The sequence below is a fragment of the Stenotrophomonas sp. RG-453 genome (assembly GCF_033843685.1).
GTDB lineage: Bacteria > Pseudomonadota > Gammaproteobacteria > Xanthomonadales > Xanthomonadaceae > Stenotrophomonas > Stenotrophomonas bentonitica_A.
On record NZ_JAMYED010000009.1, the window covers coordinates 164,332 to 178,802 of the forward strand.

The following is a 14,471-nucleotide window of genomic DNA, read 5'->3' on the forward strand; positions in this document are numbered from 1 at the left end:
CAATGAAAAACGGCGGCCCTGCGGCCGCCGTTTCCGTGACACGCCGTGCGCCCGGACTCAGGCGTCGGCAGGCAGCGCGCTCTGGCGGTTCACCAGCGCGCTGAAACGTGCAAGCGAGCTCAGGTGGTGGTGCACCAGCGCCAGCCAGCCACTGCGATGCCAGGCCACGACGGTGGCGTCCGGCAACGCGGCGAACTTTTCCACATCCACGACCTGGAAACCGTTGACCGACATCTGCCGGCCGTCAGCGAGGGTGACGTCGATGTTGCGGTCGATCAGCAGTTCGTTTTCGATCAGGGCGGCAGTGAAGCGGCGGGTCTGGTCATGCTCGCGGGTGTAATCCCCGCAGAAGCGCATGGCGTTGTCGACGATCTCGGTGGCCTTGCCGTCCTGGAACAGCGGCACGCCGTCTTCGTTCTGGCCCTGGTTGACCTGCCTGGCAGCCGAATCCAGCGCGAGCACGTACTCGTCCTGATCACCGGCCTGCATGAACACGAACGGATAGCGGCGCACGTAGGCCGGCACGTAGCTCTGCTCGTCCCACACGCCATCGGTGACGAACAGGTTGCGCTGTGCCAGGCCGACGGCGACCAGCGGCATCGCGTCCTTGCCGGTGAAAATGATCGGGTAATGCTGGGCCAGCGAACCGAATTCGCCGATCACGGCGGGGATCGCGTTGGTTTCCCCGGCAAAATGCGCGGTGTCCGGCACCAGGCGCCAGGCGGCGTGCAGATCCGAGCGCAGCGGAACGGGCGCCTGGTAGAACAGCGGACCGGTGGCCTGGGACGGCGCAGCGGCGGGCGGAGTCGTGGTTTCAGCAGTCATGGATTAAGTCGGATACGTCGCGCCAGTCAGCCCGGGCGCGAAAGCGGGAACCGCATTGAACGGCCACTATAACGTGCCACGTCCGTGGTTTTTGTTTCAATCGCGCTGGATTCCCTGCGCCGCGCGATCGTCCGGTGATTCCACGGTAGCCCGGCACTGCCTCTGATCGGCGATACAGGTGTCGTCCGGGGAAGCGAGATACACGCCGCCAGGAGCAGGCCGGATCCAACACGGTGCGCAGGTGCGACGTTTTTACCCGGCCATGCGCAAGCCGATGCTGCGCGCCCTGCCCTGGCACCGCCTCACAGCACACCGTCCAGCGGGCCGGCGGCACCGGTCAATACCGCGCAGGCGTGATCCTGCAGCTCCTCACCGCTGGCCTTGTTGCCCGCCGCCAGGTCCAACCGGGTGGCCAGCAACACGAAACCGGGCGCACCGGAGGGGCCCGTCTGCCCGGCGACCACCAGCGACCAGTTCCCGATATCGGCCGGATCGGCCAGATGGGCGGCCAGTAGACGCACCGGGTTCGCGGTGAGCTCGGCCCCGGGCAACTGGCGGGCGAGATAGGCATGCCCGCGCAACGGCTCCGGCAGCGGCTGCCAGCTGGCGCCGATGACCGGCTGCAGCCGGCGCAGCTGGGCCAGGACATCCGCCCGTAGGCAATCCACGTGGATGTGCAGTTGGTGCTGGGAGCGGCCATGGGGCGAATTCAGGGCCAGGCTGGCCACATCGCGCGGCAGTGCCATTCCGAGTGCCTGCTCGGTGTGGCTGCGCGCGTTCCACGCGGCGGCGAAGTAGTTGGGGGCACCGGCACGCAGCAGCGCCGGGCTTTCAATGCCCGAGATGCGGTCCAACGGCAGCACCAGGAACTGGTAGTGGCCGTGCGAATCCTTGAGCAGCACATCGCGCCGCTGCGCCTGGGGAGAAACGGCCAAACAGCTGCCGCGAGGGGCGGCCTCGCCGGCGCAGTCGCGCTGGATGATGCCCCACAGGGCGTCTGGATTGGCAGGCGGTCTGGCCGGCGGCCGGGGCGGCGTGGCGCAGGCTGCCAACAGCAGCACCGCACAGGGCAAGGACAATCGGGCGATCACGGACAAGCTCGGACAGGAATGCGGGCCCAGCCGGCCGTGCCGATGGGCGGGCGCGATTGTACCGCGCCGTTTCTGTCGCTTCCGTGTCAGTAGGTGCTGTACGGCACCTCGACCACCACCGGTGCGGCCGGTGCCGGCGGCTGCAGGGTGTAGCGATCCAGCGCGCCATTGTCATCGGCGAAGCGCTGTGACTGCACCTGCAGGCGGTACGTGGTGGTACCGAACTTGACGCTGCCGCCGCTGGCATCCAGCGCGGCACCGGCCGGCAGCAGCAGGCCGCCGAGGTCACTGTAACCGCCGCCTTCCTGCGAGAAGACATGGTCGACCAGGTCGCCCTCGCGCTTCATCGCAAACACATGCGGGTCGCCGTGGCGGAGGTTGTAGTCCTCGTTGCCGAGCAGATCGGCGATCCACACCCCGGGCAGCCGGTAGCTGGTTTCCAGCGCAATCGCATCGAGACGGTCACTGTCTACCACCAGGCAGCAGACCGCCTGCTTGTTTTCGCGGTCCAGGATCGCAAAGCGCTCGCCCTTGGCAACCTCGCGCGGCAGGATCGCAAACGGCTGGTTCCTCAGAACCGGTTCGGCGCCACTGGCCGAATGGAGGTTGCGCCAGCCACCGAATACCGGTGCGTCCGGCTCGGCCGCCACGGCGTTGCCGGCCATCGTCATTCCCAGTGTCACGATCAATGCGGCCGTGATCTTCCTGCTGTGCATGCGCTACTTCCGTTGGTTGACCTGTCGCGACGACATCGCCGGACCTCACAAGACCGCGACACTATGCGCCAGCAGCGGGGCCGCGGGCAATCGGCGCCGCTCAGCCGATCACGATGTAGTCACTGACCAGGGTGATCCCGCGATGCTCACCGCGCTCAAGCTGCACGTGGCGGCCACCGACCTGGTCGATGGCGATGCAGTCATCCACCTCCAGCAGGGCATCGGTATGCGGCTTGAACCAGCTGGCATCGCGCAGGGCCTTGGCCTCGCGCTTGGCCGCCTCGGCATCCGTGGCGACCAGCAGCCGGTAATCATGCGCCTCGCCCAGCGCACCGGCGGCATACCCGCCGAGATTGAGGAAGTACAGGCGCGGCGCGCCAACGGCCGGGGCCGCGTCGCCGAAGCGCACCCGGTACGCCTCCACCCCATCCACCGCGAGCCAGCCATCGAGATGCAGCCCTTTCCGCTCACCGAACCAGTCCTGGCGCAGCTGCGGGTAGGCCTCTTCAATGGCATCGACGTTGGCGAAGGCCACGTCGTGGACCTCGATCCGGGCGCGGGCATGTCGCCCACCCAGCATGAACACGTGCAGCACCTGCGACTCCCGGCATGGCCGATCTGAGAGGCCGCCAGTGTAGCGCCGGTGGCCGTTGCGCCCTGCCCCATCAGCCGCGTGGGCTGCGCCCAACGGTCGCGGGGTGCCAACCACGCGCCGGTGCACACCGCAGTGGTATGGTCGGCGCCTGACCCCGCAGGAGCGACCCGATGGCATCCCTTTTCCGTTACCCCCTCGCCGCGATCACGCTCGCCGGCACCCTCTCGCTGGCCGCGTGCGTGAGCACGCCGGGCCCGGAGATCAAGGGTCCAGGCCTGTGCAAGGCCGATGCCCTGGGCTGGGCCATCGGCCAGCCGGCCGACGAGGCGAACATGCGCAAGCTGCTGGTGCAGAGCGGCGCCGGCCTGATCAACCCGATCGGCCCGGCCACGATCACCACCCGTGACCTGCGCCAGGATCGGCTGCGGGTGTTCATCGACAAGGACAACGTGATTACCGCCGTCCGCTGCGAATGAAGCGTTGCGGGTAGAGCCACCCCATGGGTGGCTGCCCTGAAACCTGCGATACGCCGGCACAGCCACCCATGGGGTGGCTCTACCCGTGGGGGGTGCAGTCGCAGCTGCTCCATCCGCGCGTCTTCGCGGTCTGGCCGATGCCCGGGTTGAACGTATTGCTCGGATCCAGTTGCTGGTAGAACGCCGCCAAGGCCGGCTTGGCCGGGTACAGATGGCCCACGTTGTGTTCGGCCGGATACTCCGCACCACGCGCGTCCAACAGCGCCCACATCGCGTGCTCGATGGCCAGCGGATCCTCGCCCTTGCGCACGATGTAGTCCTGATGGAACACATGGCACAGGAAATGCCCGTAATACAGTTTGCCGGCCAAGCGTGCGTCGAGTTCGGCCGGCAGGTGTTCCACCCACGCGCGGTCATCGCGCCGTAGTGCCACGTCCAGGGCCACAATGTCCTCGACCTCGCGCCGGTGCACCTCGCGATAACGCACGGCCGCGCCGGCCACCGCAAAGCGGTGCAGGAACGCCTTGCGCCCCTCCTCGGCCGTGCACTGGAAGAAGTCGCCCTCGCTGTCAGCGAAGTGAGTGCGCAGGAAGGTTTCGGCGGCGGCGGCATCCACCGCTGACACCTTGAGCAGCAGGTGGTGCTCGTAGCGGTCACGGAACTGGCCCATGCGCGCGGGCAGATGGCCCGGCAGGCAGCGCATCGCCCACTGGATCACGCGGTCGGTGACCCCGCGCAGGCCAAGGCTTTCGAACCATCCATCGACGCGGCTTTTCAGCGCGAACGCCGCCGGCACCCTGGCCGTGCCGAAGCGATCGATGAGCAGGAAGGTGTCCTTGCCGTACCGTTCGCCGATGTCGTACGCCTCGCGGTGCAGGTACTCGCCCGAGATCGGCAGGCGCTCGAACGCGGTCAGCAGATGGCGGCGGATCGCGGTCAGATCCTCCATCGCATTGCTGCCGATGTAGAACACCTCGCCGGGCTCGCGCGCAAACGTATCCAGCCGCACCGCGAACACCGCCAGCTTGCCGGCCGAGCCGGAGGCTTCGTAGTGGCGCGAGGGATCGGCGTTGTAGCGGGCCGGCGTGGCTGCATCGACCTGGCGCACCTGCTCGGCATAGCGCGGGTCGGAGGCGGCGCGGTCGTTGCCATTGTCCACGTCGGCGGGCGCGTAGTCGCCGCCCTGCAGCCGCTCCAGGATCTGCTCGGCGGTATCGCCCAGCGCGATGCCGAGATGATTGACCAGCTGCAGCTTGCCGTTGGAATCGACCTGGGCGAACAACGCCAGTTCGGTATAGGCCGGGCCGCGTCGCACCAGCGAGCCGCCGGAGTTGTTGCAGACCCCGCCCAGCACCGAGGCACCGATGCACGACGAGCCGATCACCGAGTGCGGTTCGCGGCCCAGCGGCGCCAGCTCCTTTTCCAGCCGGTCCAGCGTCGCCCCGGGCAGGCAGACCACCTGGCGGCCCTCGTTGATCAGCTGCACACCGGTCAGGCGCAGCGTGTTGAGGATGACCACCGGGCGGTCATAGTCGGCACCATCCGGCGTGGAACCGCCGGTGAGGCCGGTGTTGGCCGCCTGCATGATCACGATCGCGTTGGCCGCCACGATGGCCTGCAGGGCGCGCCACTGTTCCAGCAGCGTGCCCGGGCGGACCACCGCCAGCACCGGGCCATCGCCGAAACGGTAGCCCTTGCGGAAGCGCCGGGTCGGCTTGTCGCCGCACAGCACGTGTGCGTCCCCGACGATCGCGCGCAGCTGCGCCAGCAGCGCTGCCGTGCCCTGGGATGCCGCGTTCATGGTGCGGCCGCGAGGCGACGCGTGGCGTCCACCAGCGAATCGCGGCTGATGTCGGCGATGGTCCTGGCGCCGGTGAGCGTCATCGCCACGCGCATTTCCTTGGCCATCAGGTCCAGCAGATTGGCCACGCCGGCCTCGCCCTGCGCGGCGAGCGCATAGACGAAGGCGCGGCCGAGCAGCACGCTGTCGGCGCCGAGCGCGATCATGCGCACTACGTCCAGGCCGTTGCGGATGCCCGAATCGGCCAGGATCTTCAGCTCACCCTTGACTGCATCGGCGATCGCCGGCAACGCCCGCGCGGTGGACAGCACCCCGTCCAGCTGGCGACCGCCGTGGTTGGAGACCACGATGCCGTCGGCCCCGAAGCGAACGGCGTCACGTGCATCGTCCGGATCAAGAATGCCCTTGATCACCATCGGTCCACTCCAGAACTCGCGGATCCACTCCAGGTCTTTCCAGGAAATGGACGGATCGAAGTTGTTGCCCAGCCAGCCGATGTAATCGGCCAGGCCGGTCGGGCTGCCCCGATAGGTGGAGATGTTGCCCAGATCGTGCGGGCGGCCGAACAGGCCCACGTCCCATGCCCAGCGCGGGTGCGCCACCGCCTGCAGCATGCGCCGCGCCGGCGCGTTCGGGCCACTCATGCCCGAGTGCGCATCGCGGTAGCGCGCGCCCGGCGTGGGCATGTCCACCGTGAACACCAGCGTGGTCACGCCAGCTGCCTTGGCCCGCTCCAGCGCATTGCGCATGAAGCCGCGATCCTTGAGGACATACAGCTGGAACCACATCGGCCGATCGATGGCCGGGGCCACTTCCTCGATCGGGCAGACCGACACGGTGGACAGCGTGAACGGAATCCCCCGGCTCGCCGCCGCCCGCGCCGCCTGCACTTCACCGCGGCGCGCATACATGCCGGTCAGCCCGACCGGCGCCAGCGCCACCGGCATCGCCAGACGCTCACCGAACAGCTCCATTTCCAGGCTCAGATCGGACATGTTGCGCAGGATGCGCTGGCGCAGCGCGATCTCCGACAGGTCCGCGACGTTCCGCTTCAGGGTGTGCTCGGCATACGCGCCGCCATCGATGTAGTGGAACAGGAACGGCGGCAGGCGGCGTTGTGCCGCTGCGCGGTAGTCGGTGGAGGCGGAAATGATCATGGGTCAACCGTGGGAAGAAGGAAGCCGTGACGCACGTGCGCGCCGGGCCTCGTTGTCATCGAGCGTGCGCAGGGAGGTGTGCACGAATTCCAGGTGCGCGTGCGCGGCGGCACGCGCGCGTTCGGGGTCGCCGGAGAGCACGCCATCCATCATCTCGCGGTGCTGGACGGACAGCGGCTCGAAGGTGCGGGCGGAGGTATAGAGCTTCTCGCGGCTCTGCGAGATGTTGGTCTGCAGCAGCTCGAACAGGCCACGCATCACCTGCAGCAGCACCAGGTTGTGCGAGGCCTCGGCGATGGCCAGGTGGAAGGCCGCATCGGCCTGTGCCTCGCCGGCCGGATCGTCCTTGCCATGCGCAGCCATCATGGTGTCGAAGGCCTGGCGGATCTTCGCGCGGTCTTCGTCGGTGGCGCGCAAGGCGGCGTGCCACGCAGTTGCCCCTTCCAGCGCGTGGCGGATCTCCAGCACGTCGAAGCGGTATTCCGGGTCGCCCTGGAACAGCGGCAGGTACGGCATCAACGGCTCATCGATGGCCTGCCGGGCACGGGCCGCCGGTTCGCTCACGTAGGTGCCGCCGCCGACCCGCGCGTTCAGCAGGCCCTGGCTGGCCAGCTGCGCGATCGCCTCGCGCAGCGCCGTGCGCGAGACCCCCAGCTGCACCGCCAGCGGTCGTTCGGCCGGCAGGCGGTCACCCGGCTGCAGGTTGTGCTCACGGATCAGGCTGCGCAGCTGCGCGGCCACCTTGTCGGACAGGCGTTCGTTCTTCATGCCGCCATTGTCGCCCGCGTGGCGGGCGATGGGGTCGATGCCGGTAGCCGGACTGCCGCGCATGGGCTCAGGGAATCATCCAGGTCAGCCAGTAGGCCTGCACCGTGGTGATGATGCCGACCATCACGGTGAAGATCAGGCTGTGCTTGACCGTGAAGCGGAACAGGTCCGATTCCTTGCCGGCCAGCCCGACCGCCGCGCAGGCAATCGCGATCGACTGCGGCGAGATCATCTTGCCGGTCACCCCGCCGGTGGTGTTGGCCGCGACCAGCAGCACCTCGGACACGCCGATCTGCTGGGCAGTGGTGGCCTGCAGCGCGGAGAACAGCGCATTGGAGGACGTATCCGAGCCGGTCAGGAACACGCCCAGCCAGCCCAGGAACGGCGAGAAGAAGGTGAAGGCCTTGCCGGTATGCGCCAGGGCCAGCGCCAGCGTGGCCGACAGGCCCGAGTAGTTGGCGATGAAGGCAAACGCCAGCACCATGCCGATGGAGTAGATCGGCACCTTGAGCTCCCGGGCGGTTTCGCCGAACGTGCGCAGCGCCGCGGCCGGGCGCATCTTCAGCAGCACGATCGCGATCACCGCGCCCAGCATGATCGCCGTGCCGGTGGCCGAGACCGCATCGAACGTGTAGACCGCCTCGTAGCCGGTCGGGACCGGCACGATCGGCGGCATTTTCAGCACCAGCTGATCCAGCGCCGGTACCGGAATCTTGAGCACCCAGTGCTCCAGCGCACCCCCGGTGGCGAACAGCGCCTTGAACGGCTTGATGCTCCAGATCGTGACCATCGCGGTCAGGATCAGGAACGGCGACCATGCCTTGACGATCTGGCCGGTGGAATAGCGCGGTGCCTCCAGTGCCTGGGCGGCAGCTTCTGCGCTGCTCTCGGTATCGAAGCGGAAGATGCGCACCGGCGTCCACTTGCGCAGGAACAGGGTCAGGCAGACCAGCGACGTCAGCGAGGCGGTGATGTCCGGCAGCTCCGGGCCGATGAAGTTGGAGGTCAGGTACTGGGCGATCGCGAACGAACCACCGGCCACCAGCACCGCTGGCCAGGTTTCCCTGATGCCGCGCCAGCCGTCCATGATCGCCATGATCCAGAACAGCACGATGACGGTCAGGAACGGCAGCTGGCGCCCGGCCATTTGCCCGATCTCGAATGCATCCAGCCCGGTCACCTGCCCGGCCACGATGATCGGAATGCCCATCGCGCCGAAGGCCACCGGCGCGGTATTGACGATCAGGCACAGGCCGGCGGCATACAGCGGCTTGAAGCCCAGCCCGACCAGCAGCGCAGCGGTGATCGCCACCGGCGCTCCGAAGCCGGCCGCCCCTTCCAGGAACGCGCCAAACGCAAAGCCGACCATCAGCATCTGCAGGCGCTGGTCTTCGGTGACCGACAGGATCGACGCCCGGATGATGTCGAACTGTCCGGTCTTGACCGAGACCTTGTACAGGAACACCGCGCCCAGAATGATCCAGGCGATCGGCCACAAGCCGTAGACGAAGCCATAACCGGCTGCTGCCAGCGCCTGCGACAGGGGCATCCGATAGAACAGCAGGGCCACCGCCAACGCGATCACCACGGTGATCGTGCCGGCCAGCCAGCCCTTCATGCGCAACACGGCCAGGGCGACAAAGAAGAAAGCGATCGGCAGCAGCGCGATCAGGCTGGACAGCCAGAGGTTGCCAGCGGGGTCATACAGTTGTTGCCAGGCCTGCATCGGCGGATCTCATCAAGACGGACAGGGGTCCGCGCGGTCAGCACCGCGCGAGCCGAGAACGTCCAACAGTGGTTATTGGTATTACCAATAACCAACATGCCTGTTGGAACAGCCCGCATTGAAACGCCAAACGCGAGACGAGCCTATTAGACCATAGGTCTACGTCCGAATATTGGTCCTACCACTCAGCAGCCGCAGTCGTTCGAACGACCTTTGAGTTCCACCGAGTTGCCGTCCGGATCGCGCAGGCGCAGCGAGAGGCCATCGCCCTCGGCACCGTAATTGCGCTCGGCCGGCCCACTGAGCTCTACCTGCAGTCCCTGCAGATGCACGCGCACCTGCTCGGCATCGAACGGTTCCACGCGCAGGCAGACATGCTCGACATTGCGCCCTTCCCGCCCGGGCGCCGCCCCGCCCTTGATTCCCAGCGGACCGTCCACGCTGATCAGATCGATCAGCGACTCACCGGCATGCAGATGCACCATGCCCAGCGACGGCCGTTCGCGGGCGACCGTGCAGCCCAGAACGTCACAGTAGAAGCGCACGGCGCGGGGCAGATCCTGCACGCGCAGCACCACGTGGTCGATGCGCTGGATCTCGAAGGGACGTTCGCTGCTCATGACGACTCCAGTTTTCTGGCGATACGGCTGAATACCACCAGCACGATCAGGCACAACACACTCACGCCGACAGCGATCACATACTCGCCGATGCCAACCGCGATACCGATCGCGGCGGACATGATCAGTGAACTGGCAGTGGTAAGGCCGCTGACCTGGTCATCGCGCGAGCCCCGCAGGATCGTGCCGGCGGCAACGAAGCCGACACAGGCCACCACCGCCTCGATCAGACGCACCGGATCGACCTGCAGCAGGTCACGGTAGCGTTCCTCCTGGAAGTGTTCGGCAATGCTGTCGCCCAAGCCGACAATCAGTGCGGCTGCACCGGCGATCAGCATGTGCGTGCGCAGTCCGGCGGCGTGCTTGCCCATCTCGCGTTCGATGCCGAGCGTGGCGCCCAGCAGCATGGCTACGGCAATCCGCAGCAGGATCGATAGATCTTGTTCCAGTCCCATCTGCGTCTCTCATCCGGCAATGGACGGAGCGTCGCAGACAGGGGCGTCTGGGGACCGTGAAACCAGTGGCAGGCCCGGCTGAGCCTGCCACCACGTGTCTTACTGGGCCAGATATCCGCCATCGATCGCGTAGTAAGTGCCGGTTGCAAAACCCGCATCCGCGCTGGCCAGCCAGGCCACCAGTGCGGCGACTTCTTCCGGCTTGCCGAGGCGTCCCAGCGCGTGCTTGCTTTCCAGCGCCTGCTTCACCTTCGGGTCCATCTTGTCCAGCAACGGGGTGGCGATGAAGCCCGGGCCCACCGCATTGATGCGGATCTTGTCCGCCGCGTGTTCCCACGCCGCCGTCTGGGTCAGACCGACCACGCCATGCTTGGCCGCGACATAGGCCGCCGAATTGTTGAAACCGACCTGGCCCAGGATGGAGGCCATGTTGATGATGCTGCCGCCCTTGCCCGTGCTGCGCATCGCCTGGATCTGCGCCCGCTGGCACACGAATACGCTGTTGAGATTGACGTCGATGACGTTCCTCCAGCCATCCACGGGGTAATCGCCACTGGCCGCCGACGGCCCGCCGATACCCGCGTTGTTCACTGCGATGTCCAGCCCACCGAGTTCCTGCACGGTCTGCTTCACGGCTGCTTCCACCGCGTGCTCGTCGGTGACGTTCAAGGCGATGCCGATCGATTTCACCCCTTTGCTGCGCAGCGCCTCGGCGGTCTTCTCGACGGCGTCGGCCTTGAGATCCCACACCGCCACCGCCGCGCCGGAATCGGCCAGCAGTTCGGCCACGGCCAGGCCGATGCCGGAGACGCCGCCGGTGACGATGGCGACCTTTCCCTTGAGCTGATAATCAATCATCGCGTTGTTCCTCGGGTTGGAATAAGGCTGCGGGCACGGCCTGCCCATGCCTCGACCATACGCCGCGAAAACGTTACAGAACGTGCACAGCGTGCTCCGCAACAATCCTTCCCATCGCTGCAACGCACCTGCCCCTATGCTCGGGGTCGTACGCCCACATCCTTTCTTTCATCCGCCGCTGGCGGTCGCCCTCCCCCAAGGTAAGCCCATGACAGATTCCACTGACGGCCAACTGTTCTCCCCCACCCGTCTGGGGGCCATCGACGTCGCCAACCGCGTCGCGATGGCACCGCTGACCCGCAACCGCGCCATCAAGGACCGCATTCCCAATCCTCTGGCCATCCAGTACTACGAGCAGCGCGCCAGCGCCGGGCTGATCATCGCCGAAGCCACCCAGATCAGTCCGTTGGGCCAGGGCTATCTGGATACGCCCGGCATCTACAGCCAGGACCAGATCGATGCCTGGAAAAAGGTCACCGACGCCGTGCACGCGCGCGGTGGCAAGATCGTGCTGCAGCTTTGGCACGTCGGCCGCATCTCGCACACCAGCCTGCTGCCCGAGGGCGAGGTACCGGTGGCGCCGAGTGCCCTGCGCGCCGATGCGAAGACGTTCACCGCCAAGGGCTTTGAAGATGTCTCCGAGCCGCGCGCCCTGCGCCTGGACGAGATTCCCGGCCTGATCCAGGACTATCGCCAGGCCGCACGCAACGCCATCACGGCCGGCTTCGACGGTGTGGAAGTGCATGCCGCCAACGGCTATCTGATCGACCAGTTCCTGCGTGATGGCAGCAACCAGCGCACCGACGAATACGGTGGCAACATCGAGAACCGCACCCGCCTGCTGGATGAAGTGGTCAGCGCGATCGTTTCGGAAATCGGTGCAGAACGCACCGGCGTACGTCTCTCGCCGGTGACGCCCGCCAACGACGCTGCCGACTCCAACCCGCAGCCGTTGTTCGAACGCGCCGTGGAGCGTCTGGATGCCATCGGCCCGCTCGCTTTCATCCACGTGATCGAAGGCGCGACCGGCGGCCCGCGCGACAACATCGCCTTCGACTACGCCGCGCTGCGCGCCAAGTTCAAGGGCGCATGGATCGCCAACAACGGATACGACCAGGCGCGTGCCGAAGCGGCGGTCGCCTCCGGCTATGCCGACATGGTCGCCTTCGGTCGTCCCTTCATCGCCAATCCCGATCTGGTCGAGCGCTTCCGTCTGGGCGTGGCGCTGTCCGAGCTGGACAAGGACACGCTGTACGGCGGTGGCGCGCACGGCTACACCGACTACCCGACCATCGACGGTTGAGTGTTGATCCTGGTGGGCCGGATGCACGTTCCGGCCCACCAGGGCGAGATGCGCTGCATCCTGGAAGTGGCGGCCGGTGGCCGGCACTTCCTTCAAGGGTTCAGTACACCGGCAACGAAATGAAGCTGGCCTGCTGCGGCGAATGCCAGACCTGCTGCGTTGCCTTCTGGTAATCGCCCGGCTTGGCGAGGTAGATGTTCGGCACGAACGTCTGCGGGTTGCGGTCGTACAGCGGGAACAGACTCGACTGCACCTGCACCATCACCCGGTGGCCCGGCTGGAACACATGGTTCGCGGTCGGCAGACCGAATTTGTAATCCAGCACCTGGTTGCTCGCGATCGCCTTCGGGTCGCTGAAGCTTTCGCGATACCGGCCACGGAAGATCGCCATCGAGACCGACAGCTCGTAGCCGCCCATCTCCGGCGTCGACGGGGTCTGGTCCGGATACACATCGATCAGTTTCACCACCCAGTCGCTGTCGCTGCCACTCGTGGCCGCCTGCAGATTGACCTGCGGCGCGCCACCGATCCGCAGCGGCTCGGTCAACGGCTCGCTGACGAAGGTCAGCACGTCCGGGCGACCATCCACGAAGCGCTGGTCCTTCACCAGCCAACTCGTCCACATGTCGCGGTCAGCAAACCGCACCGGGCGCGGTACGAACGGCACCGGCTTGGCCGGATCGGATACATATGCCTCGAACGTGGCCTCCCCCGCCTGTGGTGCTTCAAAGGACAGCCTGCCGCCCGCGCGCAGGTACAGCGGCCGGGACTGCGCCGCGCTGCGCGGCCACTGCTGCAGCTTGTCCCAATGGTTCTCCCCGGTGTTGTAGATCAACACCGGCGGTGTCTGCGCGTTGGGCGCGCCATCGACCAGGTACTGATCGAAGAACGGCTTGAGTACATCGCGGCGGAACTGCAGCGCGGTGTCGCCCTCGAACTTCAATGCGCCCAGGCTGCTGCCGTCATAGTTGACCTGGCTGTGCCGCCAAGGCCCCATCACCAGATAGTTCAGCGTGTTGCCGGTGTCACGCGGCTCCATCGCCGCATAGCTGTGCACCGCGCCCCACATGTCTTCCTGGTCCCACAGGCCCTGCAGCCACATCGTGGGGACCTTCAGTTCGGTCCTGGCCATGCGCGCGTCCAGCGCCTGTTCCTGCCAGAACGCATCGTAGCTGGGGTGCTCGATCAGCTTGTGCCACCACGGCAACTGGTCCAGCCCGTTGGCCCTGGCGTAGTCACCGGCCGAGCCGGCGCGCAGGAAGGTGGTGTAATCGTCGTAGCCCACGCTGGGAATCGCCGGGCCCTTGCCGCGCTTGGCCAACTAGCCGGTGAAGTAGCCGAAATTGACCTGCCGGAACGCGCCGTAGTTGAGCCAGTCGTCGCCCATCCAACCATCGATCATCGGGCTCTGCGGCGCGGCCACCTTCAACGCCGGGTGCGGGTTGGTCAGTGCCATCACCACGGTGAAGCCCTCGTAGGACGAGCCCAGCATGCCCACCTTGCCGTTGCTTTCTGGCACGTGCCTGACCAGCCAATCGATGGTGTCCCAGGCATCGGTTGCGTGGTCGACCTTGGTGTTGTTGAGCGGCCCGCGCAGCGGCCGGGTCATCACGTAATCGCCCTCGGAGCCGTACTTGCCGCGGATGTCCTGGAACACGCGGATGTAGCCGCCATCCACGAACACTTCATCGCCCTGCGGCAGGATGTCACGCATGTTCGGCGAATCCATGCGCTTGGCACGATTGGCCGCATCGTAGGGCGTGCGGGTCAGCAGGATCGGCGCATTCCTGGCGCCCTTGGGTACCACGATCACCGTATAGAGCTTCGTGCCATCACGCATCGGCACCATCACCACACGCTTGTCGTAGTTGTCCTGCGCCGTGGGCGTCACGAAGCCCTTGGCTGGAATGTCCGGGGTCATCGGCGAGGTCTGCGCCGACACACTGGCCGCAACCATCAGACTCAACAGCGCAACTGGCAATACACGCACACGCATGGGCTCTCTCCCGGCAGTGATGGCAACCTCCGCAGCCTAGCGCTGCCCGGCGCGCCCCGGTAGATGCCGAACGGCCCGGCGCCG

At 66.7% G+C, this 14,471-nt stretch carries 13 protein-coding genes and 1 pseudogene; 2 read left to right on the forward strand and 12 right to left on the reverse strand.

The features are described 5' to 3' along the window. Positions 1–57 precede the first annotated feature (57 nt). The 4 genes from NJD74_RS17115 to NJD74_RS17130 all read right to left on the reverse strand — a co-directional run bounded on the left by NJD74_RS17115 (position 58) and on the right by NJD74_RS17130 (position 3,227). Entirely contained in the window at positions 58–825 is a 768-nt protein-coding gene (locus tag NJD74_RS17115) for a SapC family protein (RefSeq protein ID WP_319624655.1), read from the reverse strand. A gap of 302 nt (positions 826–1,127) precedes the next feature. Next, on the reverse strand, positions 1,128–1,904 hold the full coding sequence (locus tag NJD74_RS17120; protein WP_080341474.1) for a CDP-diacylglycerol diphosphatase: 777 nt from the start codon (positions 1,902–1,904) through the stop codon (positions 1,128–1,130). Between the two features lie 98 nt (positions 1,905–2,002). Next, entirely contained in the window at positions 2,003–2,632 is a 630-nt protein-coding gene (locus NJD74_RS17125; RefSeq protein ID WP_319624656.1) for a decarboxylase, read from the reverse strand. A 100-nt stretch (positions 2,633–2,732) separates the two neighbouring features. Next, a complete protein-coding gene (locus NJD74_RS17130) occupies positions 2,733–3,227 on the reverse strand; it encodes a DUF1543 domain-containing protein (RefSeq protein WP_070470776.1) in 495 nt (164 codons plus the stop codon). A gap of 170 nt (positions 3,228–3,397) precedes the next feature. On the opposite strand from NJD74_RS17130, the gene NJD74_RS17135 reads away from it, so the two are divergent. After that, the gene (locus tag NJD74_RS17135) at positions 3,398–3,703 is read left to right on the forward strand and encodes a hypothetical protein (protein ID WP_019185084.1); all 306 of its coding nucleotides are present in this window, start codon (positions 3,398–3,400) and stop codon (positions 3,701–3,703) included. 79 nt (positions 3,704–3,782) lie between these two features. Here the strand turns inward: NJD74_RS17135 and dld are convergent, their stop codons facing one another. The 7 genes from dld to NJD74_RS17170 all read right to left on the reverse strand — a co-directional run bounded on the left by dld (position 3,783) and on the right by NJD74_RS17170 (position 11,088). Continuing rightward, entirely contained in the window at positions 3,783–5,504 is a 1,722-nt protein-coding gene (dld, locus tag NJD74_RS17140; RefSeq protein ID WP_070470779.1) for a D-lactate dehydrogenase, read from the reverse strand. Next, entirely contained in the window at positions 5,501–6,661 is a 1,161-nt protein-coding gene (gene lldD / locus NJD74_RS17145) for an FMN-dependent L-lactate dehydrogenase LldD (protein ID WP_070470781.1), read from the reverse strand. The genes dld and lldD overlap by 4 nt, the downstream gene beginning before the upstream one ends. Positions 6,662–6,664: 3 nt before the next feature. Then, the gene (lldR, locus tag NJD74_RS17150; protein WP_070470845.1) at positions 6,665–7,429 is read right to left on the reverse strand and encodes a transcriptional regulator LldR; all 765 of its coding nucleotides are present in this window, start codon (positions 7,427–7,429) and stop codon (positions 6,665–6,667) included. 67 nt (positions 7,430–7,496) lie between these two features. After that, entirely contained in the window at positions 7,497–9,155 is a 1,659-nt protein-coding gene (gene lldP / locus NJD74_RS17155) for an L-lactate permease (protein WP_102789608.1), read from the reverse strand. Positions 9,156–9,340: 185 nt separating this feature from the next. After that, a complete protein-coding gene (locus NJD74_RS17160) occupies positions 9,341–9,775 on the reverse strand; it encodes a VOC family protein (protein ID WP_019185079.1) in 435 nt (144 codons plus the stop codon). Then, on the reverse strand, positions 9,772–10,230 hold the full coding sequence (locus NJD74_RS17165) for an MgtC/SapB family protein (RefSeq protein ID WP_019185078.1): 459 nt from the start codon (positions 10,228–10,230) through the stop codon (positions 9,772–9,774). The genes NJD74_RS17160 and NJD74_RS17165 overlap by 4 nt, the downstream gene beginning before the upstream one ends. A gap of 99 nt (positions 10,231–10,329) precedes the next feature. Then, the gene (locus tag NJD74_RS17170) at positions 10,330–11,088 is read right to left on the reverse strand and encodes an SDR family NAD(P)-dependent oxidoreductase (RefSeq protein ID WP_070470785.1); all 759 of its coding nucleotides are present in this window, start codon (positions 11,086–11,088) and stop codon (positions 10,330–10,332) included. Between the two features lie 208 nt (positions 11,089–11,296). Here NJD74_RS17170 and NJD74_RS17175 point away from each other — a divergent pair, with 208 nt between their 5' ends. Then, the gene (locus tag NJD74_RS17175; RefSeq protein WP_319624657.1) at positions 11,297–12,391 is read left to right on the forward strand and encodes an alkene reductase; all 1,095 of its coding nucleotides are present in this window, start codon (positions 11,297–11,299) and stop codon (positions 12,389–12,391) included. A 100-nt stretch (positions 12,392–12,491) separates the two neighbouring features. Here NJD74_RS17175 and NJD74_RS17180 read toward each other — a convergent pair. After that, positions 12,492–14,387: pseudogene (locus tag NJD74_RS17180) on the reverse strand (CocE/NonD family hydrolase). Positions 14,388–14,471 lie beyond the last annotated feature (84 nt).

Coding starts and splice junctions, on each gene's coding strand:
- NJD74_RS17115 (WP_319624655.1), bottom strand. CDS start 825: ATGACTGCTGAAACCACGACTCCGCCCGCCGCTGCGCCGTCCCAGGCC.
- NJD74_RS17125 (WP_319624656.1), bottom strand. CDS start 2,632: ATGCACAGCAGGAAGATCACGGCCGCATTGATCGTGACACTGGGAATG.
- NJD74_RS17135 (WP_019185084.1), top strand. CDS start 3,398: ATGGCATCCCTTTTCCGTTACCCCCTCGCCGCGATCACGCTCGCCGGC.
- dld (WP_070470779.1), bottom strand. CDS start 5,504: ATGAACGCGGCATCCCAGGGCACGGCAGCGCTGCTGGCGCAGCTGCGC.
- lldD (WP_070470781.1), bottom strand. CDS start 6,661: ATGATCATTTCCGCCTCCACCGACTACCGCGCAGCGGCACAACGCCGC.
- lldR (WP_070470845.1), bottom strand. CDS start 7,429: ATGAAGAACGAACGCCTGTCCGACAAGGTGGCCGCGCAGCTGCGCAGC.
- lldP (WP_102789608.1), bottom strand. CDS start 9,155: ATGCAGGCCTGGCAACAACTGTATGACCCCGCTGGCAACCTCTGGCTG.
- NJD74_RS17160 (WP_019185079.1), bottom strand. CDS start 9,775: ATGAGCAGCGAACGTCCCTTCGAGATCCAGCGCATCGACCACGTGGTG.
- NJD74_RS17165 (WP_019185078.1), bottom strand. CDS start 10,230: ATGGGACTGGAACAAGATCTATCGATCCTGCTGCGGATTGCCGTAGCC.
- NJD74_RS17170 (WP_070470785.1), bottom strand. CDS start 11,088: ATGATTGATTATCAGCTCAAGGGAAAGGTCGCCATCGTCACCGGCGGC.
- NJD74_RS17175 (WP_319624657.1), top strand. CDS start 11,297: ATGACAGATTCCACTGACGGCCAACTGTTCTCCCCCACCCGTCTGGGG.